This window comes from Kaistella treverensis (genome assembly GCF_900114045.1).
GTDB lineage: Bacteria > Bacteroidota > Bacteroidia > Flavobacteriales > Weeksellaceae > Kaistella > Kaistella treverensis.
The window spans coordinates 508,126-530,623 of sequence record NZ_FORQ01000002.1; the positions used below are offsets into that span (position 1 = coordinate 508,126).

The following is a 22,498-nucleotide window of genomic DNA, read 5'->3' on the forward strand; positions in this document are numbered from 1 at the left end:
TCTTGTTGCTCCTAAAAAATTTAATAGTTCATTTTTCGGAGTTTCGGAACGGTGGTTCCCACCAAAATTGCAATTAAAACCGTCATCGTACCGCCAAAAACCACCGAGCGCACCACGCCGAAAAGTTTCGCCGCAACGCCACTTTCGAACTGTCCCATTTCATTACTCGACATGATGAAAATGGAATTTACACTTAAAACCCTGCCGCGGATATGATCCGGCGTTTTCAGTTGTACGATGGTGCCGCGGATGACGACCGAAATACCATCCAACATTCCGCTCGCGACGAGCAGGAAGAAGGAAAGCCAGTACAATTTCGACAAGCCAAAACCGATGATGCAGAGACCGAAACCGGCGACCGCCACCAGTAATATTTTGCCTTGATTTTTGGTGAGCGGAACGAAAGCTAAAGTCATTATGATGCACATCGAACCGATGTCGGAAGCGGCATTGAGCAAACCGAAACCTTCGGAACCGACTTTTAAAATATCGGTTGCAAATACGGGAATCATTGCCACAGCGCCGCCGAAAAGTACCGCGAACATATCAAGACATAGTGCGCCCAAAATTTCTTTGGTTTTGTAAATATATGCCAGACCTTCTTTCATACTTTTTACCACGCCAAGCGTTCTGTCGCTGTTTTCGGAAGGATGCTGTTTCAGAAACCAAAAGAACATCGAGGCGAAAATCATGACACCGACAATGACTAAAATGGTGCCGGAAATATTAACCCAATGAATTAAAAAGCCGCCCAGTGCGTGCCCAGAGACAGATGCGGTAAGAAAAGTTGCCTGGTTTAAGGTAATGGCGTTTGGAAGTTTTTCTCGGGTCACGATTTTCGGGATCATCGCTGGGACAATCGGTCCGATAAATGCGCGGCAAAAACCCGTGCAGAAAATAATGGCGTAAATGAAGTAAGAAATCTGCAGATTGGTGAGATGCATGAAACTGCTGCCAAAAAACGCGGGAATGGCGAGCAAACCGATGAGGAAAACGTAGGCGTAATTGCAGATAAGCAGCAGTTTTTTCTTTTCAGAATTATCGATGACATGACCGGCGTACAAAGCCGTGGAAAGTGCAGGAATAACTTCCGACAAACCAATCAAACCGATGGCAAATGGATCGTTTGTTAACTTGTAAATCCACCAACCCATGAGTGTTGCCAGCATTCGGAAAGATAAAACCAAAAAAAAGCGACCTGACATGAGGTTGCGGAATTCGGGGATTTTTAAGGTATGCAGAGGTTGAAGTGAAATCATGGCGCAAAATTAGATTTTCAGCATGAAATTTTACCGGCTAAAAGGCAGGATTTTTTAAAATTAAATTAAAAATTTACCTTTGACGCATGAACTGGATTTTACTCATTATCGGCGGATTATTCGAAACCGGATTTGCGCTGTGCCTCGGAAAAGCACAGGAAACTACAGGAAAAGAAAGCTATTTCTGGTGGTTGGGTTTTGCGGTTTCGCTGTTTCTGAGTATGTTTCTGCTTTACAAAGCGATTTCGGTTGGCTCGCAACCGCTTCCCATCGGGACGGCCTACGCTGTCTGGACTGGAATTGGCGCTGTAGGTGCTGTTTTTACCGGAATTTTGCTTTTTAATGAACCAATTACTTTCTGGCGGATGTTTTTTGTTTTCACCTTAATTGCGTCGGTTGTAGGTTTAAAAGCAGTTTCGAACTGAAAAGTTATTTTTTAAATTTTCCTAGGAAATCGCCGATTTTTCTGTCATTTGCCAATCTTGGAATTTTGTTCTGTCCACCTAATTTTCCTTCAGATTTGGCGTAATCCTGAAAAGCATTTTTTTTCAAGTTGGTGATGATTAAAGGCTGCAAAATTTTGCCGGAAATTAAATCATCATAATAGGTGTTTCGTTTCCGCATTTCACCATCCAGAAAATCGCGAAAATTTGCCAAATCAGCCGGTTCTTTTTCAAATTCGATAAACCATTCGTGGTACGGCAAACCTTCTGTTGGATTTACTTGCGGCGCCAGGTGAAACTCCGTAATTTGCGCAGGCATTTTTTCAACGGTGGCTTTTAAAGCTTCCTCAACTTCAAACGCGATCACGTGTTCACCAAAAGCAGAAGTGAAATGTTTCGTCCGCCCCGAAACCAAAATCCTGTACGGATTTTTTGAAATAAACCTCACCACATCGCCGATGGAATACGCCCACAATCCGGAATTGGTCGTTAAAATTAAAGCGTAATCTTTGTGAAGTTCAACATCCTTTAAAGTTAACCTTCGCGCATTTTGTTTTCCAAACTCTTCCAACGGAATAAATTCATAAAAAATCCCGTGATTGGTGAGCAATAAAAGTCCTTCTTTTTCAAAATCATCCTGAAAAGCAAAAAATCCTTCACTTGCCGGAAATGTCTGCAGCGTATCGACATTTTTTCCGAGCAATTCGGTCATTTTTTCGCGATATGGCTCATAATTCACGCCGCCGGTGATGATGAGCTGAAGATTCGGGAAAAGCTCCGTGATTTTCTTGCCGTTTCTTTCGATTAATTTTTCAAAATACATAATGAGCCACGGCGGTATGCCGGAAATCAACGTCATGTTTTCTTTTTCGGTTTCCTTTACAATCGCATCAACTTTGGTTTCCCAATCTTCGATGAGGTTTGTTTCCAGACTTGGTAAACGGTTTTTCTGTAAATAAGAAGGAATGTGGTGCGCCACAATTCCGGAAAGTCGCCCGGTTTTTACGCCGTAAATTTCTTCAAGTTCCGGACTTCCTTGCAGGAAAATCATTTTTCCCGCTACAAAATCAGCATTATTTTTCTGTGCGATATAATGAAAAATAGCGCTTTGAGCGGCAGCAAGTTGATAGGGCATTCCTTCTTTAGAAATCGGAATGTATTTCGCGCCCGACGTTGTGCCGGAGGTTTTCGCAAAATATTCCGGTGTTCCCGTCCACAAAATATCGCGCTGGCCCTTTTTTACTTTTTCGATGTAAGGTTTCAGTTCTTCGTAATCGGCGACGGGAACTTTCTCCTGAAAATCTTCGATGTATTTGATGTCTTCGAAGTGGTGATGACGGCCAAACAAAGTTTTTTCCGCGGTTTTAACTAAAGAAAGCAACAGTTTTTGCTGATCTTCAATGGAATTTTCTTTAAAAGTTTTGGTGCCTTTTACGTGATTTTTTGCCCAAATAAGGGCGATATTTTTCTTCAGAAAATTTAGCATAGCACAAATTTAAACCAAAATATAAAACGGTTGAAAATATTCAGTGTTTCCGCGGGAATTTAAATCGAGAAAAGAAGAAAGAACAAAGAAGAGAGAAGGAAAAAGGAAAAAGGAAAAGGAAAAAAATACCAGAAAGCAGCCAAAAAATTCGGAAAAAGTTTTTCTAAAGAAAATCTGGAAAAAAATGCCAGAAAAGCGGCAAAAAATATTTCCGTAAATTTGCGACGTCGCACACGGTTTCGGATTTGTCCCGAAATCGCTTTTTTCGTTTCACGACATTATTTTCTTCAGAAATATTTATGCAATTAAAAAATATCACCGAAACATTTTTGCCTCAATTGCTTCATTTGGGATTTGGCAAAGAACTTTTTACCGAACTGGACAAAAACCGGCATTTGGCGGTGAAATCGTTTGCAGGTTCTTCGCCGTCGGTTTTTGCGGCGGAGCTTTTTTTAATCAAGAAAAAATCAATTCTTTTTCTCACCGATGATAAAGAAGATGCGCTGTATATCACCTCGGAGCTGGAAGATTTACTCGGTAAAGAAAACGTGCTGTATTTTCCGCCGACACATTTAGATCCATATCAAATCGAAAAAACACAAAATGCAAATTTGGTTTTGCGTACTGAGGTTCTGAACAGAATTCACAACGACAAAAAGCCGCGCGTGATGGTGGCGCCTTTTGCTTCACTTGCGGAAAAAGTGATGAAAAAAGAAGATTTCAAAGCCATTTCGCATACGATTAAAAGCGGTGATCACCTTGATTTTGATTTTACGGAAGAATTGCTACATCAGTTTAATTTTAATTTGACGGATTTTGTGTCGGAACCCGGCGAATTTTCTGTGCGTGGTGGGATTGTGGACGTTTTTTCCTATTCTAATGAAGAGCCGTACCGCATTACTTTTTTCGGAAACGAGGTGGAAAGCATCAAAACTTTCGATATTGAAACGCAGCTCTCGAAATCTAAAGTGAAAGAATTTCAGCTGGTTTCTAACATGAATTTTTCGGCGATTGGAAAGAAAGTATCTTTGTTTGATCTGGCACCGAAAGATTTAGTTGTAGTGACAAAAAATGCTTTTGCAGGTTTTAATTTTATTAAAAATTTCTATGAAAAGGCGGAAGAAAATTTTGGAAAATTAAGCACGGAAATTAAGCACCAAAAACCAGACGAACTTTTTGTTTCGGAAGATGATTTTTCGAAAGACATCAATAAATTTGAGTGGATTGATTTTACTTTGCAGGAAGTGAAAGGCAGCGATGCCGCCGTCATCCAACTGAACCAAACGCCGCAGCCCAGCTTTCATAAAAAGTTTGACATGCTGCAGGAAGATCTGGAAGAAAAGCAAAATGAAGGTTTTGAAACCTGGATTTCCTTTTCCACCGAAAAACAGAAAGAGAGACTGGAAGCGATTTTTGAAGAACTGGAAAAAAATGTGCCTTTTAAGTCTTTTAAATCTGAACTGCACGAAGGTTTTGTAGATTTTGAGCACAAAATTTCGGTGTATACCGATCACCAGATTTTCGACCGTTACCAAAGATATAAAGCCAAAAATACTTTTGCGAAATCGGAGCAGATTACGCTGAAAGATTTAATGCAGATGAAAGTCGGAGATTATATTGCGCACATCGACCATGGAATCGGGAAATTTATGGGTTTGGTGAAAGTGAATAATAATGGCAAAATTCAGGAATGTTTTAAGCTGGTTTATAAAAACGGCGATTTGCTCTATGTGAGCATCCACTCATTGAATAAAATTTCGAAATATAACGGCCCAGACGGCCGTGAAATCGTTTTATCGAAACTCGGTTCGCCCGCCTGGAAATCTTTAAAACAAAAAACAAAAGCGAAAGTCAAGCAAATTGCTTTTGATTTAATCCGACTTTACGCTGAAAGAAAAACAGCGAAAGGATTTGCTTTTAAACCAGATTCTTACCTCCAAAATGAACTGGAAGCCAGTTTTATTTATGATGATACGCCGGATCAGGAAAAAGCGACGATCGATGTGAAAACTGATATGGAAAATGAAACCGTAATGGATCGCCTGATTTGTGGCGATGTAGGTTTCGGGAAAACAGAAATTGCGATTCGCGCTGCTTTTAAAGCTGCGACCGATGGGAAACAGGTGGCGATTTTGGTGCCGACAACGATTCTGGCTTTTCAGCATTATCGTAGTTTTATGGAAAGGCTGAAAGATTTTCCGGTGACGATTTCTTATATGAACCGGTTTAGATCTGCTAAACAGAAAGCGGAAACTTTGGAAGGTTTAAAATCCGGAAAAATTGATATTGTCATCGGAACTCATCAACTCGTGGGAAATTCGGTGAAATTCAAAGATTTGGGACTTTTAATCATTGATGAGGAACACAAATTCGGCGTTTCGGTAAAAGACAAACTGAAAACCATAAAAAGCAACGTTGATACATTAACATTAACGGCGACACCGATTCCGCGTACTTTACAATTTTCTTTAATGGCCGCGCGCGATCTTTCGGTCATTAAAACGCCGCCGCCAAACCGCCAGCCGGTGGAAACGCAAATTGTTGGTTTTAATGAAGAAATTATCCGCGATGCGATTTCTTACGAACTTCAGCGTGATGGCCAGGTTTATTTCATTAATAACAGAATTGAAAATCTGAAAGATATTGCAGGTTTAATTCAGCGCCTGGTTCCTGATGCAAAGGTGATTACCGGTCACGGACAGATGGACGGGAAGCAGCTGGAACGCAATGTTTTGGATTTTATGGAAGGTAAATATGACGTGCTTGTTTCCACTACCATTATCGAAAGTGGTGTCGATGTGCCGAATGCGAACACGATTTTCATTAATGATGCGCAGCGGTTTGGTATGGCAGATATTCACCAGATGCGCGGCCGTGTTGGAAGGAGCAACCGGAAAGCATTTTGTTTTTTGATTACACCGCCGTTTGATATGGTGACTTCTGATGCACGAAAAAGATTGGAGGCGATTGAACAGTTTTCGGATTTGGGAAGCGGTTTTCAGATTGCGATGAAAGATTTGGAAATTCGTGGCGCCGGCGATTTATTGGGTGGTGAACAGAGCGGTTTTATCAATGAAATGGGTTTTGACACGTACCAGAAAATTATGCAGGAAGCGCTGGAGGAACTTCAAAATGATGAGGAATTCGAAGATTTATTTGATAATGAGGAAGACCGAAAAAAGCTTTTCAAATCGAATAAAGAGGTGAACATTGATACCGACTTGGAATTGATGTTGCCGGATTCCTATGTTCAAAGTATTGAAGAAAGACTTTCGCTGTACCAAAAATTAGCGGAAATTGAAAGTAAGGAAGAGCTGAAAAAAATGGAAAGCGAGCTCATCGACAGATTCGGAAAATTGCCCCCGGAAGCCGTCAATTTATTGAAATCGGTGGAGCTAAAATGGATTGCTTCGGAAATAGGTTTCGATAAAATTGTGGTAAAAAATGGCGTTTTTCTTGGATATTTTCCGCAAAATCCGCAGGACAAATTCTATCAAAGTGACAAGTTCCGTAAAATTATTGCCTATTTAACTGCATATCCGAGCGAAGCTACTTTAAAAGAAAAAAGCAGTAAAGAAGGAAACCAGCTCATGATGCGAAAAGAAAATGTGCAGAATGTGGATGAGGTGAATGCCGTTTTGGAGCGAATTTTAGCAAAATAACTTTTAGCCAAAATCAAAAAAATGCTTAAAAATCCCCGTATTTTTCCAAATCGAAAAATTAGCTATTAAAACGTACTTTTTTTAGAAAATTTAAAAATTTAAGAAAAATCATTAATGAAATATTTGATCGTCGGCCTTGGAAATAAAGGTGAAGAATACGAGGAAACACGACATAATGTCGGTTTTAAAATTGCGGAAAAAATCGCGGAAACGCTTGAAGTTCCTTTTAAATCCTCAAACTTTGGTTTGCTTGCGGAAGGCAAATATAAAGGCAGAAAAGTTTTAATTCTAAAGCCGGACACCTATATGAATCTTTCCGGGAATGCGGTGAAATTCTGGCTTCAAAAAGAAAATATTTCTTTGGAAAATCTGATGATTATTACGGATGATCTGGCGCTGCCATTCGGTACTTTAAGAATGAAGATGAAAGGCTCAGACGCTGGTCATAATGGTTTAAAAAGTATTCAGGAACAATTGCAAACGCAAAATTATCCACGATTGCGTTTTGGAATTTCTGCAGAATTTCCTGAAGGAAAACAGGTAGATTATGTTATTGGAAAATGGGAAGGTGAGGAAAAAGAAAAACTTCCCGAAAGAATCGAGAAGTTTTCTAAAGCGTGTCTGTCTTTTGTTTTCGCGGGAATACAGAATACGATGACTGCTTTTAATGGGAAATAGCCATTTCGCCAGTCTGCGCTTCCATTTCAGCATTCATATTTTCGTCTAGCCATGTTACAACACCGCTTTCGACGCAATAGTTGGCACCAACAATTTTAATATTTCCGCTTTTCTCCAGTTGATTAAGCGTAGTACTCTGCTGACGGATATCCTCCATGGTTTTCCGGATATTGCAAACGTTAAGTCTTTCCAGAAGATCGCTGTTTGACGACGAACGTTCTTCGCCTTCTTTAATCAAACCGTCAATACAGCCCTGAAAATGACCAACAAGATGGTTAAGGTTTTCCATGCTCATTCCTTCAATGCTTTGTGCGTCCAAACCGCCTTTCAGAGCGCCACATTTGGTGTGCCCGAGGACCACTACCAATTTGGAACCGGCGACATTACAGCCAAACTCCATGGAACCAAGAATATCTTTATTTACAAAGTTTCCGGCGATCCGTATGCTGAAAATATCGCCTAAACCCTGATCAAAAATCAGTTCTGCAGAAGTACGGCTGTCGATACAGCTAAGTATTACTGCAAAAGGCCACTGCCCGGCGCGCGTATCGTTTACCTGCTCGAGCAGATTTCGGTTCATTTTTAGGTTCTGTACAAAGCGTTGGTTTCCTTCTTTTAGAAAATTAAGCGCTTTTTCTGGTGTTGTTGTAGATTGTGTTTCTAAGGTATGTGCTTTCATTTATTTATTTTAAAGTTGATGTTGAGTTTTTTAAGTTACATGGCTCTTCTGTGGGCAATGATGATGTGTGAATCTTCGTCGTCAGCGTATTCCTGATAAGAGGTTTTGAAACCTACTAGCCTCACTTCAATATCCTCTTCTTTTGCACGGATATTGGCAAACTCCTGAATCATTTCAAGAATATCGGTCGCGATGTAGGAGGTTGATCTGGCATCAATACAGACCTGTGAGTTTGGTTTGATGTTTTTAAGCGTTTTTTTAATGGCCGCTTTATTAAGAAAAGAAACCTCTTCTGCAAGTTTTATATTGATTTCATCAGCATCGTCAAGCTCTTCGCGGCTCAGATAGTAAGCTCGTTTCATATTTCCCTGAAGGATATAGAAGATCGAAATCAATAATCCAATTCCCACACCCTTCAGTAAATCAAGCGAAACTACTGCGACTACTGTCGCGATGAAAGGGATAAACTGGTATTTTCCTTTATGCCAGAAATGCATCACCGTTGCAGGTTTCGCCAGTTTGTAACCTACCAGAAGTAAAACCGCGGCCAAAGTAGCGAGTGGAATCATATTCAGAATAAACGGAATCGTAAGAACGCAAATCAGCAATAGAGCGCCATGAATAACGGTAGATAATTTAGAGGTTGCTCCGGCACTTGCATTGGCAGAACTTCTTACGACCACCGAGGTCATCGGTAAACCGCCGATTGCTGAAGAAATTAAATTTCCGATTCCCTGTGCACGAAGCTCTAAGTTAGTGTCTGTAATTCTCCTGCGCTTATCCAAACGGTCGGAAGCTTCAATACACAGTAATGTTTCGATGGACGCCACAATAGCGATCGTTGCGCCAACAATCCAAACTTTTGGATTCAGGAAACCCTGAAAGTCCGGAAAAACAATCATGTCTTTAAAGTCTGCCGCACTTTGCGGAACGGGAAGGGAAACCAAATGTTCTGGGCCGATCGCAAGTGAACTTCCGGAAAGGATGAAGATATAATTCAGCATAATACCTGCAGCTACTGCCACTAGTGCTCCGGGAATCATTTTGAGTTTTTTCAGTGCTGGAAATTTATCCCAGGCCAAAAGAATAATGATGGAGACCAACGTAACGATTACTGCACCAGGATGAATTCCCGCGGCCAATTCGCTAAAATAATTTGGGTTAAAACCATTGGCGAAAAGCGTCTGGTTTCCTTCAAAATCTTTATCAAAACCCAATGCATGAGGGATCTGCGTTAAGATGATGATGATCCCAATCCCGGCCAGCATCCCTTCGATAACGTTGGTGGGAAAATAATTTGAAATACTTCCGGCTCTTATAAAACCTAAAATTAACTGAAGAATCCCGGCAATAATTCCGGCGCAAAGGAAAAGTTCGAATGCACCTAAATCGGTAATAGCAGTAAGTACAATAGCGGTTAATCCCGCTGCGGGTCCGCTGACCGAGATATTCGAATTACTAAGATAACCGACAACCAAACCGCCGATAATTCCTGCAATAATCCCGGAAAGCGGTGGTGCGCCTGAGGCTAATGCAATCCCAAGACACAGTGGGAGTGCTACTAAAAATACGACGAGTCCTGAAGGGAAATTTTCTTTAATCCCTCCATATATAGAAAGTGTTTTTTTCATTTTTTTTGAAAAATTGTGCTGCCTTTAGCCACAGCTGGCCGTTTGGAATTTCGTACAGGAAATATCCGGACACAGTTTGTGACTACAGCGGTTGAAATGTAATTTTTGATACAGAACGGTTTGCCAGCACTTAAAAAAGTGTGGAATGTTCATTAAAAGCGATAAAAATTAAACTTCGGGAGGCGGGGAAAATATCGTAAGAAAAGGAGAGAGGTGTACAGAATCATCTGCACATATAAATGAATTTGCTGAGAAATCTCTTTCAAAAAACTGCAGGAAGTCACGAACACTAAGTGTTTCCGGAATGGTTTTTTCGTTGATTACCAGCGGTGAGTGTTGGGTTTCTTCTTCGGAAATAATCATATTAGTCGCCGGCAAATCCCAATTGAAAAACGTGGCAATAGTTGGTAATGCCATGAAATTCAAAAAGACCGTCAATGTTATGATGCTCCAAAGTTTCATATTGATCAGATGAGGTTTTTATTTTTTTTGCGACTCATTACCCATTCTGAGTTGGTTAAATTGTAAATCTTCTGAATGTCTTTCAGAATACTTTCAAAATCAATTTCCAGATCGATGATCTTTCCTGTTTTCAGATCGAAAACCCAGCCGTGAACAATTGGATATTCATCGACCAAATACTGTTCCTGAACCACAGCCATTTTAATAACGTTGATGCACTGTTCCTGAACATTGAGTTCTACAAGGCGGTCGTAACGTTTTTGACCGTCCTCAATAGCATCCAATTCAGCCTGATGCAGCCTGTAAACATCGCGTATATTCCTGAGCCATGGATTCATCAGCCCAAGATCCTGAGGCGTCATTGCAGCTTTTACACCGCCACATCCATAGTGTCCGCAAACGATGATGTGTTTCACTTTCAGGTGTTCAACGGCGTACTGAATCACAGCGGTAGCACTCATGTCCAGCGTGTTTACGACGTTTGCAACGTTTCGGGTTACAAATACTTCGCCCGGTTTTAAACCCATCATTTCCTCTGCGGAAACACGGCTGTCTGAACATCCAATATAAAGATAATCAGGAGTTTGTGATGCAGAGAGGGTTTTGAAAAAGTCTTTGTCCTCAGCAAGTTTTGACTCCACCCATTTTTTATTGTTTTCGAAAATAACTTCGTGCGACTTTTTCATAAATAACTGTTTAGCGTTTACTTATATTATTTCGCATAAGTTGTTCTCTAATTCAATAGACTAAATCAATAATGCAAAAATAGATGTTCAGAATTAAAAAACCAGTATTTAACAAAAATTTAATATTAAATTTTATGATTAATATAGGCTTCTGTTGCATTTGCGTTTGTGGTGATTTGTGCGGGATTTCCGATAACGACTGAATTTTCAGGCACATCGAAGTTTACATAAGCGTTGGGAGCAATCAGCACATTAAATCGTCAAACTTCGGTTTGCTGGCCGAAGGAAAATACAAAGGCAGAAAGGTTTTGATTTTAAAGCCCGACACTTACATGAATCTTTCCGGAAATGCGGTGAAATTCTGGCTGCAAAAAGAAAATATTCCGCTGGAAAATTTAATGATTATTGCGGATGATCTCGCGTTGCCTTTTGGCACATTAAGAATGAAAATGAAGGGCTCCGACGCCGGTCATAACGGTCTAAAAAGCATTCAGGAACAATTGCAAACGCAAAATTATCCACGCTTGCGTTTCGGCATTTCTGCAGAATTTTCGGAAGGAAGACAGGTGGATTATGTTTTGGGAAAATGGAATGAAGAAGAATGCGAAAAATTGCCGGAAAGAGTGGAGAAATTTTCAAAGGCGACTTTGTCTTTTATTTTCGCCGGAATACAAAATGCGATGACTTCTTTTAACGGGAAGTAGAAAATTGGTTTAAAAAATTCATTAAAAAAAAGAAAACCGCTTCAAAAAGGCGGTTTTTTCCGTATTTACACATTTTCAATAGAATACGTTATTCATTTTGTTAAATGTGAAATTTCTGCAAAGTTGTTGGATAAAAAATAATTTAAATAAATTATGAAAAAAGTTATCATACATTTTTTTTAGTGGAAATAATTTATATATTTGTTTGCTTTTTTACTTAAAACATTTTAAAGCGGTGAATTTATCACTGAAATCTAACTTTTTAATTATTCAAATTTTTATGACAAAATTAAACTTTAAACTGGCGCTTGTTGGAGCTATGACCATGGCAGTAGCAAGCTGTTCTTCAGACGCGGACCGATTAAATTCGGAAGTTGCAGCAGACAATTATTCCAAAGTAGCAGCTAATACAGCAGCTTTTGGAGAAACTGAAGGGATTCTGATAAAATTTAAAGAAGGAACATCGGACAGCAAGAAACAAGATGTTTTCGCAAAAATAGGTGGTAAAGTAAACGAAAAAGTACTTACCAAAATGATGGAACGAAAAGGCCAGAAAGAGGCGGTAAACGTGGTAAGCGTGTCCATCAACGCGTTTGAAGCAATTTCTAAAGCGAAAGGAATGGCGGGCGTTGAATATGTAGAACCTAACTACGTGTACCAACATCACGCAACCTCTAACGATACTTATTTCACCAACGGGTCTCTTTGGGGAATGTATGGTGCAAGCACATCACCGGCAAACCAATACGGGACTAATGCTGCCAGTCAATGGGCTGGCGGAAGCACTGGCTCTAGCAACGTTTACATTGGTATTATCGATGAAGGTTACATGTATTCTCATGAAGATATCGCACCTAACGCAGGGGTAAATACTGGGGAAGTTGCAGGTAACGGTGTTGATGATGACAAAAATGGACTCGTTGACGATGTTTATGGGTACGATTTTGCAAACGGCGATGCTCAGGTTTTCGATGATGCAAATGATGATCACGGAACTCACGTTGCAGGAACAATCGGTGCTGTAGGCGGAAACGGAAAAGGTGTTGCCGGAGTGGTTTGGAATGTAAAACTTCTTAGTGCAAAATTCTTAGGAAGAAGAGGCGGAACTACTGCAAATGCTATTAAAGCAGTTGATTATTTTACGGATTTAAAATTAAGAAATGGTATCAATATCGTAGCAACCAACAACTCTTGGGGTGGTGGCGGTTTCTCTCAGGCACTTTTTGATGCAATCGAGAGAGCAAACCAAGCAGGAATCTTGTTCGTAGCAGCTGCCGGAAACGAAAGCTCCAACAACGATACTACAACTACCGGCTATCCTTCCAAATATACCAATGATAACATCATCAGCGTTGCATCAATTACAAACACAGGCGCACTTTCAAGCTTCTCTAACTACGGAGCTACCACTTGTGATATTGCTGCACCGGGATCAGGAATTTGGTCAACTGTACCAAAGTCTTCAAAAGGAAAAATGATTTCTGCATATGCAAGTTATAATGGGACTTCCATGGCAACGCCGCATGTTGCAGGTGCAGTAGCTTTATATGCTTCTAAACATCCAGGTTCATCTGCAAGTCAAATTAGAGGAGCAATTCTTTCTTCTGCTACACCTACCGCATCTTGCGCAGGAAAAATGACAACAGGAGGACGACTTAATGTTTCCAGTTTCTAAATTATATCAAATTTTTACGCGAATAGCCGGAACAATATGTTTGTTCCGGCTATTTTTTTGGCGCTAAAAAGCACTTTTTTTAGATTAAATTTTTGTTGTTTTTGCGGCTCATCACCCAGTTGGAATCGGTAAGGTTATAGATTTTCTGAATGTCTTTCAGGATTTGTTCAAAATCGATTTCAAGGTCGATGATTTTTCCGCTTCGCATATCAAAAACCCAACCGTGCACAATTGGGTATTCGTCAATTAAATATTCTTCCTGCACGCACGCCATTTTAATAACGTTGATGCACTGTTCCTGCACATTCAGTTCTACAAGGCGGTCGTAGCGTTTTTGTTCGTCTTCGATGGCGTCCAATTCGGTCTGATGCAAACGGTACACGTCACGAATCGTTCGCAGCCACGGATTTAATAATCCCAAATCTTCCGGTGTCATCGCTGCTTTAATTCCACCGCAACCGTAATGTCCGCAAACAATAATGTGTTTCACCTGAAGATGTTCCACCGCGTACTGTATCACGGCTGTTGAGCTCATGTCCAAAGTATTCACCACGTTCGCGATATTTCGGTGCACAAAGAGTTCGCCCGGTTTCATCCCCATCATTTCTTCCGCGGAAACGCGACTGTCCGAACATCCGATATACAGATATTCCGGCGATTGCGTTGCTGAAAGTGTTTTAAAAAAATCCGGATTGTCCACCAGCTGAGATTCCAGCCATTTTTTATTATTTTCAAAAATTCGCTCGTAAGATTTTTTCATCACAAAAAGTTTTTATTTAAATTTAGAAAGGAAAAATCAGGGCAAAAAGCAGCCAAAATTTTTCTGGAAGATTATTCTATTTTGTTGTTGATATAACCCAAAGTCGCGTTTTCATTGGTGCTGAAGGTCGCCGGATTTCCCACAACAATCGAATTATCGGGAATGTCAATGTTTACATAAGCATTTGGTGCTATCAAAACATTATTACCGATTTTGATATTTCCCACGATGACGGCATTTGGTCCGATCCACACTTCATTTCCAATTTCCGGCACACCTTCATTTTTTCCGCGGTTTGCCTGCGCAATAGTCACGCCTTGCGCAATATTGCAGTTTTTACCGATTTTAGCTTTTGGATTAATGACCAGCGAACCCCAATGTCCAAGGTAAAAACCTGCGCCAATCTGCGTTTCGGGATAAATTTGAAAACCGTATTTAATCTGATAATGCCGTAAAACCAAGCGCCATAATTTTCCTTTAAAAGTATTTTTTGGAAATTTTTGTGCATTTCGCAGCAAATAAATGAAATGAAGATTCGGACTAAAACATTTTTTCCAGATTTGAAAGCTCGAAAGCCACTGGCCACTTTCGCGATAAAAATCTTTTTGAAGTAGAGAATGTTTAGACATAGAAACAAAGATAATAGAAGTTTACAGTTCGTCGATAATTTTTGTAAGCGCCTGCACGGAATTTTTCAGGTTAAACGGCGCCTGATATTCAGCTAAATTTTGCTCGTATTCAGCAAAAACTTCTGGCTTTTCGAGGGCTTTTTTGATTCCTTCGTAAATTCCCTTTTCAGAATTTTCCATAATCAAACCGAGTTTTCCGTCTTGCAACATTTCGCGAACGCCCGAAACATCGGTCGCAATAATTTTCTTTTTCAAAGTAATTGCTTCAAATAAAACCGTGGGAAAACCTTCGTAACGCGAGCTTAAAACAAAATAGTCAGCAGCTTTAATTAAAGGATAAGGATTTTCAGTATAGCCCAAAAGCGTCACAGTTTCCGTGATTTTTAGGTCCTGACGAAGTTTTTCGATATTTTCAAAATCATAACCGTCGCCAATGATTAAAATTCTATGCTTAAAACCTTCATTTAAAAGTTTTCTGTGGACTTTTAACAATCGGTCAAAACCTTTTTGCGGAAAAATAGTTCCGACAGAAACAAAGGTTTTTACTTTATTTTCAAACTGGTAATTCTCGACTGGCAATTTCGATTTTGCTAAAATTTCTTCAGTGTCTAAAGGATTATAAATACGCACGATTTTTTTTCGTTCTTCAGAATTTCTGGAAATTTGCTCAAAATCACGCCGAATTTTTTCCGAAATAACCAGGACTTTATCAAAACCAAAAAACCTCCGAAACTCTGCTGCAGTATAATTTTTAAATTCTGTTTTTGTCAGATCATTATGAATGCAAACGATTTTTTTTGACAATTTCAGCGGCGAATTTAGGATTTCATCGCGCATTCCGTGGATTGCGGCAAACTCGACATCATATTTTTCTTCGTTCAAAATAAACCGATAAAGCAAACCTGGAAATGTTTTCAAAATTTTCTGGTAAATAACACGGAAAATTTTAACCGGCAAATCCTGCAGGCGATTCGTTGTAATCATTTCGCCTTTGTTCAGATATTTGATGTTGATCCAGTCCGGAACTTCAGATAAATATTTCCCCGAATAAAGATTCAGCAAAAGATCGATGTCGTACTTATCTTTCGGCAGGTTTTTCAGAAAAGTCACCAGAACTTTTTCCGCGCCGCCGTGGCGCAGGGAACCAATTCTGATCAGGATTTTCTTCTTTTCGGCCTCCAATTTATTTTACTGCTTTATAAGTATGAGGCAAATTTTCTTTGATATGCGCATCCAGCTGAGCACGGTTTTTTTCGAGCTTACGCGGATAAAAAACGTTGTTTTTCAGCGCTTTTTCGCCATATTCTTCAACAGTGCAGATGAATTTCGCGGGAACGCCAGCGTAAACGGAATTTGGTAAAGTCGAAGAATTCAGCACAGAACCTGCACCCAAAATGCAATTGTCGCCCATTTCCACGCCGGGAAGAATTGTGCAGTTATTTCCGATAAAGCAGTTTTTCCCGATTTTTATTCTGCCAAAATTTCGCGCATCAGCGAATTTTTCCATGGAACGGATGACGTACATCGCACCATCATGATTGATGAAAGTGCAGTTCGCGGTGATTTTCGTATTGTCACCGATTTCAATTAAATACGGTTCCGACCCGAATTTTGGAGCTTCAATAAAAATTACATTTTCCCCAACGTTCAAGCCGCGCGCTTTGCAAATTTCGATATAGGCTTTATCGCGAAATAGGCGCAATATATTTTCTATTTTTAGAATGATTCGGTACAGCAAATGCATCAGTTGGTTTTTGCTAAATTTAGGAGGATATTTTCAACTTCATTAAATATCTTTTGATTATCGAATTGTGCTTCGATGTTTGACAGATTTTTTTTAAGTTCTTTAATTAAAGTTTCATCGATCAGAAATTCTTTCATTGCGTCATAAATTTCATCAAAATTAAAATCAACTAAATAGCCAGTTTTTTGATGCTCAATCATTAAACCCACATCGCCGACGTTTGTTGCAATAATCGGTTTTTGTAAAACCAAGGCTTCTGCAATGACCAGCGGCCAAGCTTCTGATTCGGAAGGCATAATGAAAAAATCTGCATTTTTAATATAAGAATAAGGATTCATTTTATTACCGGCCAGAATAAAAGTTTTCTCGACGCCTAAATTCTTTTGCTGCTTCATCAGATTTGGCATTTCTTCGCCATCGCCAATCACTAAAATGGAATGTTGAAATCCATCTTCTAATAGTTTCGCGTGAACTTGCATAAGCAGATGATATCCTTTTCGCGTGTGCAATCTCCCAACAGTTACGAATACAGGTTTTTGCGGCAACTCAGCGTTTTTTTCGTCCGCTTTCTCTTTAATCTCTTCAATAGGAATGGCGTTGATGATCACGCTTTCCGCTGGATATAGTAACTGAGGATAATGTAAATGCATCAGTTCTTTTATTTTTTCGGAACAGTAAATGATATGATCAAATTGCGGAAAATGTTCTAAGATTTTTGGTACTAAAACCTGCAGTTTCGGATGATCAATTTCGGAGTGAAACCAGCCAATCTTTTTTGATCTTTTATTACTAGAGTTTAAAACCAATTCGAAATCATTGTAAGTCATGGCAATTTCTATGTCAAAATTCTGTTTAAGAAATTGTTCATCAATCTTATGTGGATTTTTACGAAGATCATTTAATTTAAATTTCCGCTGCGCTAATTGTATTTTTTGAATGAAGGGGTTTTTTGAAAAATCTTCTTTTCCTTTTGCGGTAAAAATTTTCTGTATGTGTGCGGGAATCTCATCTCGTAATTCGCCTTGATTGATGCTTAACAAAACGGTAATTTCAAATTTCTCTTGATCTAAGTTTTGGAGCAAACTAAGCAGCACTTTCTCTACGCCCCCCATTTCCATAGAGCGATGGCGGAAGAGAATTTTTATTCTTTTAGTTAACATCTGCACCTAATTTATGATATTGATTCTTAAAATGCGCGACCCATTTTCTAAATTCTTCAATATCAATTTTTGAGGAAACGAACGATTCAAAATAAGCCATCGAGAAATCATTAGGAAAATTTTGTAAAACATCAAATTCACCTTTTAACCAGGCCTCATTTATCAGATGGTTAAAAAGGTTCACGTCAAAATCATAGCCATATTCGTGGTAGGAATTCGTCGCAGAAGATTGAAAAGTTGTTTTCATCGCCTCATTTTTTAATCTTGAAATAAAGTTCGGATTTTTGCGGTTCTTTTTATAAAAAATAGAGGAATTGATGAGCTGTTTTTTTTCGTCCACTCTCCCGTTCATGCCCTTCCAAATTTCTAACCAATATTCTTTTTTATAAAGACCCATTAAAATAGAATTTAAGGCCCAATATTTTTCTCTGGTCCGATTGTCTACTTTTCCTAATTTATAAAGTATGCTGTAAAATTTATAGTGATTGTAGAAAAATGCTTCCATCACTTTTTCAGTGCTCAAAAATAATTTCTGAGGAATTAATGTATCGATGTTTTCTGTCAGTGAATTTACTTTCAGATGTTGATCATCACTCGTATTTCCAAGCCATCCCAATTTTAAAAGGTGAATATCAAAATTTTTGCAATCGTTCATTAATTTCTGTAGATTTACCTCTTTCGTAAACCACACATCGTCTTCCATCATGAGAAAATATTCTGAGGCGTTTCTTACAGCACTAATCCACAGATCAACCGGAATCTGAAATCCATCGATATTTGATCCATCAGTATTATTTTTAGCAATCGCTGCACTTTTTTGAGAATAATCTTTGGACATAAGAATTTCGACCTCTGGATATTTTTCTTCAATTTTTTCTAAGTATTTCTTCGGAGTTCCGTCGTCTAATATTTTTATTTTAAAATCGCCAGAAACGAATCTGTAAATCGAAGTTAAGCAACGATCTAGATAGAATGGCCGATTAAATGATTTAATTAAAATATCCATTATTTTAAAGTAAATTTTAAAATATAAGGAAGAATCGATTTCGGTATTTTTAAATAATTTTCATAAATATCAAATCTTTTATCAGTCGGATACTTATTTTTTGCTTCATTTAAAATCATTGTTAAACCCTCGTAATGTTGATATTTTAAAGCAACTTTGCCCGCAAATAAAAGATCTTCTGCTTTGCTTATAAAGTTGATATCTAAAATTTTCAAAAGATTTTCAGGCTCAAATTGATCGTATGAATCAATTCCATTTTTTTTCTGCTCCTGAAAAAATTGTCGTGCTTTTTCGACAAAAAGCCACTTGATCAGTTTATTATCTTTTCGGGAAATCGAATTCTCCAAAATTCTATACCTCAGTAACGGTTCTTCTATATTCGCAAATTGATGTTTTTTGATCATTAACCTGAAGTAAAAATCATAGTCTTCACAATACAACATTTTTTCGCGATATAACAAATCGGGCAAATTTCTAAACATAATCACAGGATGGAACAATGAAATATTTTTAAACATACGTTTTTGAATTTCGTTGTTGTGGAGTGGTGCGCGAAGAATTTTCGTATTCTCGTCATACTCGTTAACACATTGTACTTGACTGCCAATCAAAAATATTTCTGGATTTTTTTCAAGAAAGTCGATTTGTTTTTGAAAACGTGCGGAAACTGAAATGTCGTCTGCATCCATTCGCGCAATAAACTCACCTGTCGCGTGTTGCAAACCGATATTAAGATTTTGTATAAAGCCTGTTGGTCCCTTGTTTTGCTCTTTATTAATGATTATAATCCTTGAGTCACGGCATTTATATTCTGCTAAAATTTCTGGAGTTTTATCAGTAGAAGCGTCTTCAATAATTAGAAATTCGAAATCGGTATAGGTTTGGTTTAAAACCGATTCTATTGCTTCTCGTAGAAATTTTTCTCCGTTATAAACAGACATTATCACCGAGATTGTAGGAGCGTTTTTCATCGGGTAATATTAGAAGAACCTATATCAACTTGCTGTTTTAGTTTCACGATACTGTTAGCAGGAATGTCTTTATATACCAAAACTCCGGCCCCTACAATGACATTGTCACCGATAGTAACTCCTTTCAGTACGGTTACATTGCTGCCTAACCAACAATTTTTGCCAATTTTAATTGGAGCGGTATTAAACTTTTGGTGTTCAATAGTAAAATCTGAATTCGTAGAATACTGATGATTATGATCGTATAATTTTACGCCTTCACCAAACAATGTTTCGTCTCCGATTTCTATTTTCTCTAAACAATTGATGGAACAATAATTATTAAAAAATACGCCATTTCCAATAATAAGTTCTGCCTGTTTTCCGACCAACAAATTGATGTAATTGCGAAAATTTATTTTGTTGTTAAACCTCACCGTTTTCAATTCTGAATGAAAGATGAAATTACAGAAATCACCAAATTTAAAATTATTGCCGATTTCAATATTGCGGTGATCTTGAAGAATCCCTAAATTTTTACTTTTCAAAATCCTCAAAAAAACCTTTGAAAACAATTTCATTTCTTCCTTTTATTATGTGTAACAAATATAGCGATTTCAGTTAATATTAAGTATTTTTACGGTATTATACAAGTTCGATGAATCCTTTGGTTACTGTTTCAATTCCGCTCTATAAATGCGAAGATTTTTTGCTGGCGAGCTTGGAATCTGTTCGTTTACAAACTTATCCATATATTGAAGTGACACTGATCAACGATCAAACGCCAGATAATAGTGTTGGAATCGCAGAACGCTTCATTAAGGATCATAACCTGCTAAATTGGAAAATCTACCATCTGGAAAAAAACGCTGGTTTGTCTGTTGTTCGAAATAAAGGAATTGATACTGCCACCGGAAAATATCTTTTTTTTTTAGATAGTGACGATACTATTTCGCCCGATTGTATTTCGATCTTAGTCGAAATTTCTGAGAAAACAGGCGCAGAAATGACCATGTCGCAACTCGAGTGTGAACAATTGGAAACAGGTGAGAAATCCATCTGTATTAAAATTCAGTCCGACAAGGAAATTATTGTTGGAAATGAGGAAATTTTAAAGGATTTTGCAAATTCTGAATTGGTTACTTACGCAGTAAACAAACTTTTTTTGGTAGATTTTATTCGTAAAAACAAAATCTATTTTATACCAGGATTATTTGCGCAAGATGAGTTATGGACTTTTCATCTCGTTTTGAAATTAAATAAAATCGCAATTTACAAAGGCATTACGTATACTTATTTTCTCCATAATAAATCAGTAATTCATAATAGGAATAAGCGAAATTTTGACAATTGGTTTACGATCGGAAAATATATTGATGCAGCGCTCAAGCACGAGAAAAACAAAAATCGAAAAAAATTAATTCTTAAATATCTTATCAATTACAAATCGCTCACGCTACTCATGAACTGGAAAGCCCAGAAAAATGCAGTTTTGTGGAAGGAAAGTTACAGGAATTATAAAACACTTTCCAGTTTATCGCTGTTCAATTATTTTTCGAACGATTTTTCGACTTCCGTGAAAAAAACAAACTTATTAGTCCAACTACCGACCAGTTTAGGATTTAAATTTTTTAAATGGCGGTATAACAGGTAATTGAGAAATGTTTAGAATAACCTGAGAATTCTATTTTTAAGATTTCTCATTTAATTTATGCAGTACTTTTCGAATTTTCAGAATATTTTTTTCGTTGCTCATCAGATCTAAATAATCTTTCTTAATTCTTTTAGCATAATTATATAAGATATCTTGATTGTCATGTAGATAAATAATTGCCTGCGCCATCTCATCAATATCTCGGTTGATGAACATTCCATTAATTCCGTCTTGAATCACCATCGACGGTAACCCAATAAAAGTGGAAATTGATGGGATATTAGAAAGACTTGCTTCACAGAACATTGTGGGAGCGCCATCACCACTGGAGGCAATTACTGCTAAATCTACGTCATTATAAAAGTCGATCATTTCGTCGTAAGAGGCATCAAAGGAAGTTTTAAGGCGAATATTTCTGCCGGTTTCCAATACTTTTTTTACCGCTGGTTCTATGATTTCAAAAAAACCTTTAACAGGACGATTCGGATTTCCAGTCCAACCTAAAGTGAAAACCTCGCTTTTAGTTTTAATTTGTCCGAAACATTCTTCTTTATAAATTCCAAGCGCGAACTCCAGGTGATCGGTGTAATCGCTATATGCGCGAATCAGATTATCATTTGCGAGCAGCAGGAAGTCATAATGTTTTAAATATTTATCAAAGAATTCAGCGCGTGAAAGCGAATTAACATCCGTTTTGGTTTTAATATCATGTTCCGGACCAAGATGTGGAAAACAATCATTAAAGATCCCAACCAAATTCTTACGTCCAGTAAAGGGAATTTCAGCGATATACTGAAAAAAATACGCCATAGAAATTACGTAATCAAAATTGAGAATTTCCAGACGTTTGCTTTCATCAATAAAAGGCGTTACAAATGGTTTTGTATACTTTGGAAACGAGTAATTTCCAGAAGAATGAATGACCTGAACCTTGTTATTTTGGGTAGAAAATAAGCGATAAAACCTGAACCGAATATTAGAAATAAGGTTTAACGTAAACATTTTAAAAGCGTTCGTTTGCGAAAGATTTTTTACGCGATAAGCATCATTGCAAACGTAATAACAATCATATTCGTCAGATAATTTCAGCGACCAGGATTTTACCATAAAATAGAAAGCCCAATCTTTAATATCAACTTCAAAAAGTATTTTTTTCTTCATTAACTGAAATTATTGGTAAAGTTACATTTTTTAGCAATAGTAAGGGATTACGTGAGATATTATTAAACT

General features: G+C 38.1%; 20 protein-coding genes and 2 pseudogenes. 6 read left to right on the forward strand and 16 right to left on the reverse strand.

The genetic code is table 11. From position 1 onward, the window contains the following. Positions 1 to 20 precede the first annotated feature (20 nt). Positions 21 to 1,259, reverse strand: coding sequence for an MFS transporter (locus BMZ55_RS07780; protein ID WP_089819850.1), 1,239 nt, complete (start codon positions 1,257 to 1,259; stop codon positions 21 to 23). An 86-nt stretch (positions 1,260 to 1,345) separates the two neighbouring features. On the opposite strand from BMZ55_RS07780, the gene BMZ55_RS07785 reads away from it, so the two are divergent. Further along, positions 1,346 to 1,684: a DMT family transporter gene (locus BMZ55_RS07785; RefSeq protein WP_089819851.1), complete on the forward strand. Its 339-nt coding sequence runs from the start codon at positions 1,346 to 1,348 to the stop codon at positions 1,682 to 1,684. Between the two features lie 4 nt (positions 1,685 to 1,688). On the opposite strand, the gene BMZ55_RS07790 is transcribed toward BMZ55_RS07785, so the two are convergent. Next, positions 1,689 to 3,188, reverse strand: a complete 1,500-nt coding sequence (locus BMZ55_RS07790; protein ID WP_089819852.1) for a GH3 auxin-responsive promoter family protein — start codon at positions 3,186 to 3,188, stop codon at positions 1,689 to 1,691. A 299-nt stretch (positions 3,189 to 3,487) separates the two neighbouring features. On the opposite strand from BMZ55_RS07790, the gene mfd reads away from it, so the two are divergent. Then, a complete protein-coding gene (mfd, locus tag BMZ55_RS07795; protein WP_089819853.1) occupies positions 3,488 to 6,850 on the forward strand; it encodes a transcription-repair coupling factor in 3,363 nt (1,120 codons plus the stop codon). A gap of 114 nt (positions 6,851 to 6,964) precedes the next feature. Then, positions 6,965 to 7,528, forward strand: a complete 564-nt coding sequence (gene pth, locus BMZ55_RS07800; RefSeq protein ID WP_039340656.1) for an aminoacyl-tRNA hydrolase — start codon at positions 6,965 to 6,967, stop codon at positions 7,526 to 7,528. On the opposite strand, the gene BMZ55_RS07805 is transcribed toward pth (BMZ55_RS07800), so the two are convergent. The 5 genes and pseudogenes from BMZ55_RS07805 to BMZ55_RS11470 all read right to left on the reverse strand — a co-directional run. Continuing rightward, a complete protein-coding gene (locus tag BMZ55_RS07805) occupies positions 7,515 to 8,207 on the reverse strand; it encodes a carbonic anhydrase (protein WP_089819854.1) in 693 nt (230 codons plus the stop codon). The two genes, pth (BMZ55_RS07800) and BMZ55_RS07805, sit on opposite strands and share 14 nt — an antisense overlap. Positions 8,208 to 8,242: 35 nt before the next feature. Next, complete coding sequence (locus BMZ55_RS07810; RefSeq protein WP_039340654.1) at positions 8,243 to 9,838, reverse strand: SulP family inorganic anion transporter; 1,596 nt, start codon at positions 9,836 to 9,838, stop codon at positions 8,243 to 8,245. A gap of 168 nt (positions 9,839 to 10,006) precedes the next feature. Continuing rightward, positions 10,007 to 10,255, reverse strand: a complete 249-nt coding sequence (locus tag BMZ55_RS07815) for a hypothetical protein (protein ID WP_228411179.1) — start codon at positions 10,253 to 10,255, stop codon at positions 10,007 to 10,009. Between the two features lie 50 nt (positions 10,256 to 10,305). Then, the gene (locus BMZ55_RS07820) at positions 10,306 to 10,986 is read right to left on the reverse strand and encodes a carbonic anhydrase (protein ID WP_089819855.1); all 681 of its coding nucleotides are present in this window, start codon (positions 10,984 to 10,986) and stop codon (positions 10,306 to 10,308) included. 125 nt (positions 10,987 to 11,111) lie between these two features. Beyond that, positions 11,112 to 11,240, reverse strand: a pseudogene (locus BMZ55_RS11470) (serine acetyltransferase); the annotation flags it as partial. Here BMZ55_RS11470 and pth (BMZ55_RS07830) point away from each other — a divergent pair. Together pth (BMZ55_RS07830) and BMZ55_RS07835 are read left to right on the forward strand one after the other, a co-directional pair. After that, positions 11,241 to 11,690, forward strand: a pseudogene (pth, locus tag BMZ55_RS07830) (aminoacyl-tRNA hydrolase); the annotation flags it as partial. A 280-nt stretch (positions 11,691 to 11,970) separates the two neighbouring features. After that, a complete protein-coding gene (locus BMZ55_RS07835) occupies positions 11,971 to 13,365 on the forward strand; it encodes a S8 family peptidase (RefSeq protein ID WP_089819930.1) in 1,395 nt (464 codons plus the stop codon). A 79-nt stretch (positions 13,366 to 13,444) separates the two neighbouring features. On the opposite strand, the gene BMZ55_RS07840 is transcribed toward BMZ55_RS07835, so the two are convergent. The 8 genes from BMZ55_RS07840 to BMZ55_RS07875 all read right to left on the reverse strand — a co-directional run bounded on the left by BMZ55_RS07840 (position 13,445) and on the right by BMZ55_RS07875 (position 20,195). Next, positions 13,445 to 14,125, reverse strand: coding sequence for a carbonic anhydrase (locus BMZ55_RS07840; RefSeq protein WP_089819857.1), 681 nt, complete (start codon positions 14,123 to 14,125; stop codon positions 13,445 to 13,447). Positions 14,126 to 14,196: 71 nt separating this feature from the next. Further along, positions 14,197 to 14,754 carry a serine acetyltransferase gene (locus BMZ55_RS07845; RefSeq protein ID WP_089819858.1) on the reverse strand — a complete coding sequence of 186 codons (558 nt, stop codon included), beginning with the start codon at positions 14,752 to 14,754 and terminating at the stop codon, positions 14,197 to 14,199. A gap of 21 nt (positions 14,755 to 14,775) precedes the next feature. After that, positions 14,776 to 15,936, reverse strand: coding sequence for a glycosyltransferase (locus BMZ55_RS07850; protein ID WP_089819859.1), 1,161 nt, complete (start codon positions 15,934 to 15,936; stop codon positions 14,776 to 14,778). 1 nt (position 15,937) lies between these two features. Then, on the reverse strand, positions 15,938 to 16,498 hold the full coding sequence (locus BMZ55_RS07855) for an acyltransferase (RefSeq protein ID WP_089819860.1): 561 nt from the start codon (positions 16,496 to 16,498) through the stop codon (positions 15,938 to 15,940). Then, complete coding sequence (locus BMZ55_RS07860) at positions 16,498 to 17,658, reverse strand: glycosyltransferase (protein ID WP_089819861.1); 1,161 nt, start codon at positions 17,656 to 17,658, stop codon at positions 16,498 to 16,500. Before BMZ55_RS07860 ends, BMZ55_RS07855 begins: the two co-directional genes overlap by 1 nt. Then, positions 17,648 to 18,664: a glycosyltransferase family 2 protein gene (locus BMZ55_RS07865; protein WP_177179795.1), complete on the reverse strand. Its 1,017-nt coding sequence runs from the start codon at positions 18,662 to 18,664 to the stop codon at positions 17,648 to 17,650. Before BMZ55_RS07865 ends, BMZ55_RS07860 begins: the two co-directional genes overlap by 11 nt. Continuing rightward, complete coding sequence (locus tag BMZ55_RS07870) at positions 18,664 to 19,605, reverse strand: glycosyltransferase family 2 protein (protein WP_233701921.1); 942 nt, start codon at positions 19,603 to 19,605, stop codon at positions 18,664 to 18,666. The genes BMZ55_RS07865 and BMZ55_RS07870 overlap by 1 nt, the downstream gene beginning before the upstream one ends. A gap of 26 nt (positions 19,606 to 19,631) precedes the next feature. Continuing rightward, positions 19,632 to 20,195, reverse strand: coding sequence for an acyltransferase (locus BMZ55_RS07875; protein ID WP_089819864.1), 564 nt, complete (start codon positions 20,193 to 20,195; stop codon positions 19,632 to 19,634). 77 nt (positions 20,196 to 20,272) lie between these two features. On the opposite strand from BMZ55_RS07875, the gene BMZ55_RS07880 reads away from it, so the two are divergent. Then, positions 20,273 to 21,268 (forward strand): glycosyltransferase, encoded by a 996-nt coding sequence (locus BMZ55_RS07880; protein WP_089819865.1) that lies wholly within the window; start codon positions 20,273 to 20,275, stop codon positions 21,266 to 21,268. 36 nt (positions 21,269 to 21,304) lie between these two features. On the opposite strand, the gene BMZ55_RS07885 is transcribed toward BMZ55_RS07880, so the two are convergent. Then, positions 21,305 to 22,429, reverse strand: a complete 1,125-nt coding sequence (locus BMZ55_RS07885; RefSeq protein ID WP_089819866.1) for a glycosyltransferase — start codon at positions 22,427 to 22,429, stop codon at positions 21,305 to 21,307. Positions 22,430 to 22,498 lie beyond the last annotated feature (69 nt).

What these genes read in the sequence shown, in the direction of transcription:
- BMZ55_RS07780 (WP_089819850.1), bottom strand. Translation starts at nt 1,259, where the DNA reads ATGATTTCACTTCAACCTCTGCATACCTTAAAAATCCCCGAATTCCGC.
- BMZ55_RS07785 (WP_089819851.1), top strand. Translation starts at nt 1,346, where the DNA reads ATGAACTGGATTTTACTCATTATCGGCGGATTATTCGAAACCGGATTT.
- BMZ55_RS07790 (WP_089819852.1), bottom strand. Translation starts at nt 3,188, where the DNA reads ATGCTAAATTTTCTGAAGAAAAATATCGCCCTTATTTGGGCAAAAAAT.
- mfd (WP_089819853.1), top strand. Translation starts at nt 3,488, where the DNA reads ATGCAATTAAAAAATATCACCGAAACATTTTTGCCTCAATTGCTTCAT.
- pth (WP_039340656.1), top strand. Translation starts at nt 6,965, where the DNA reads ATGAAATATTTGATCGTCGGCCTTGGAAATAAAGGTGAAGAATACGAG.
- BMZ55_RS07805 (WP_089819854.1), bottom strand. Translation starts at nt 8,207, where the DNA reads ATGAAAGCACATACCTTAGAAACACAATCTACAACAACACCAGAAAAA.
- BMZ55_RS07810 (WP_039340654.1), bottom strand. Translation starts at nt 9,838, where the DNA reads ATGAAAAAAACACTTTCTATATATGGAGGGATTAAAGAAAATTTCCCT.
- BMZ55_RS07815 (WP_228411179.1), bottom strand. Translation starts at nt 10,255, where the DNA reads ATGGCATTACCAACTATTGCCACGTTTTTCAATTGGGATTTGCCGGCG.
- BMZ55_RS07820 (WP_089819855.1), bottom strand. Translation starts at nt 10,986, where the DNA reads ATGAAAAAGTCGCACGAAGTTATTTTCGAAAACAATAAAAAATGGGTG.
- BMZ55_RS07835 (WP_089819930.1), top strand. Translation starts at nt 11,971, where the DNA reads ATGACAAAATTAAACTTTAAACTGGCGCTTGTTGGAGCTATGACCATG.
- BMZ55_RS07840 (WP_089819857.1), bottom strand. Translation starts at nt 14,125, where the DNA reads ATGAAAAAATCTTACGAGCGAATTTTTGAAAATAATAAAAAATGGCTG.
- BMZ55_RS07845 (WP_089819858.1), bottom strand. Translation starts at nt 14,754, where the DNA reads ATGTCTAAACATTCTCTACTTCAAAAAGATTTTTATCGCGAAAGTGGC.
- BMZ55_RS07855 (WP_089819860.1), bottom strand. Translation starts at nt 16,498, where the DNA reads ATGCATTTGCTGTACCGAATCATTCTAAAAATAGAAAATATATTGCGC.
- BMZ55_RS07860 (WP_089819861.1), bottom strand. Translation starts at nt 17,658, where the DNA reads ATGTTAACTAAAAGAATAAAAATTCTCTTCCGCCATCGCTCTATGGAA.
- BMZ55_RS07865 (WP_177179795.1), bottom strand. Translation starts at nt 18,664, where the DNA reads ATGGATATTTTAATTAAATCATTTAATCGGCCATTCTATCTAGATCGT.
- BMZ55_RS07870 (WP_233701921.1), bottom strand. Translation starts at nt 19,605, where the DNA reads ATGTCTGTTTATAACGGAGAAAAATTTCTACGAGAAGCAATAGAATCG.
- BMZ55_RS07875 (WP_089819864.1), bottom strand. Translation starts at nt 20,195, where the DNA reads ATGAAATTGTTTTCAAAGGTTTTTTTGAGGATTTTGAAAAGTAAAAAT.
- BMZ55_RS07880 (WP_089819865.1), top strand. Translation starts at nt 20,273, where the DNA reads ATGAATCCTTTGGTTACTGTTTCAATTCCGCTCTATAAATGCGAAGAT.
- BMZ55_RS07885 (WP_089819866.1), bottom strand. Translation starts at nt 22,429, where the DNA reads ATGAAGAAAAAAATACTTTTTGAAGTTGATATTAAAGATTGGGCTTTC.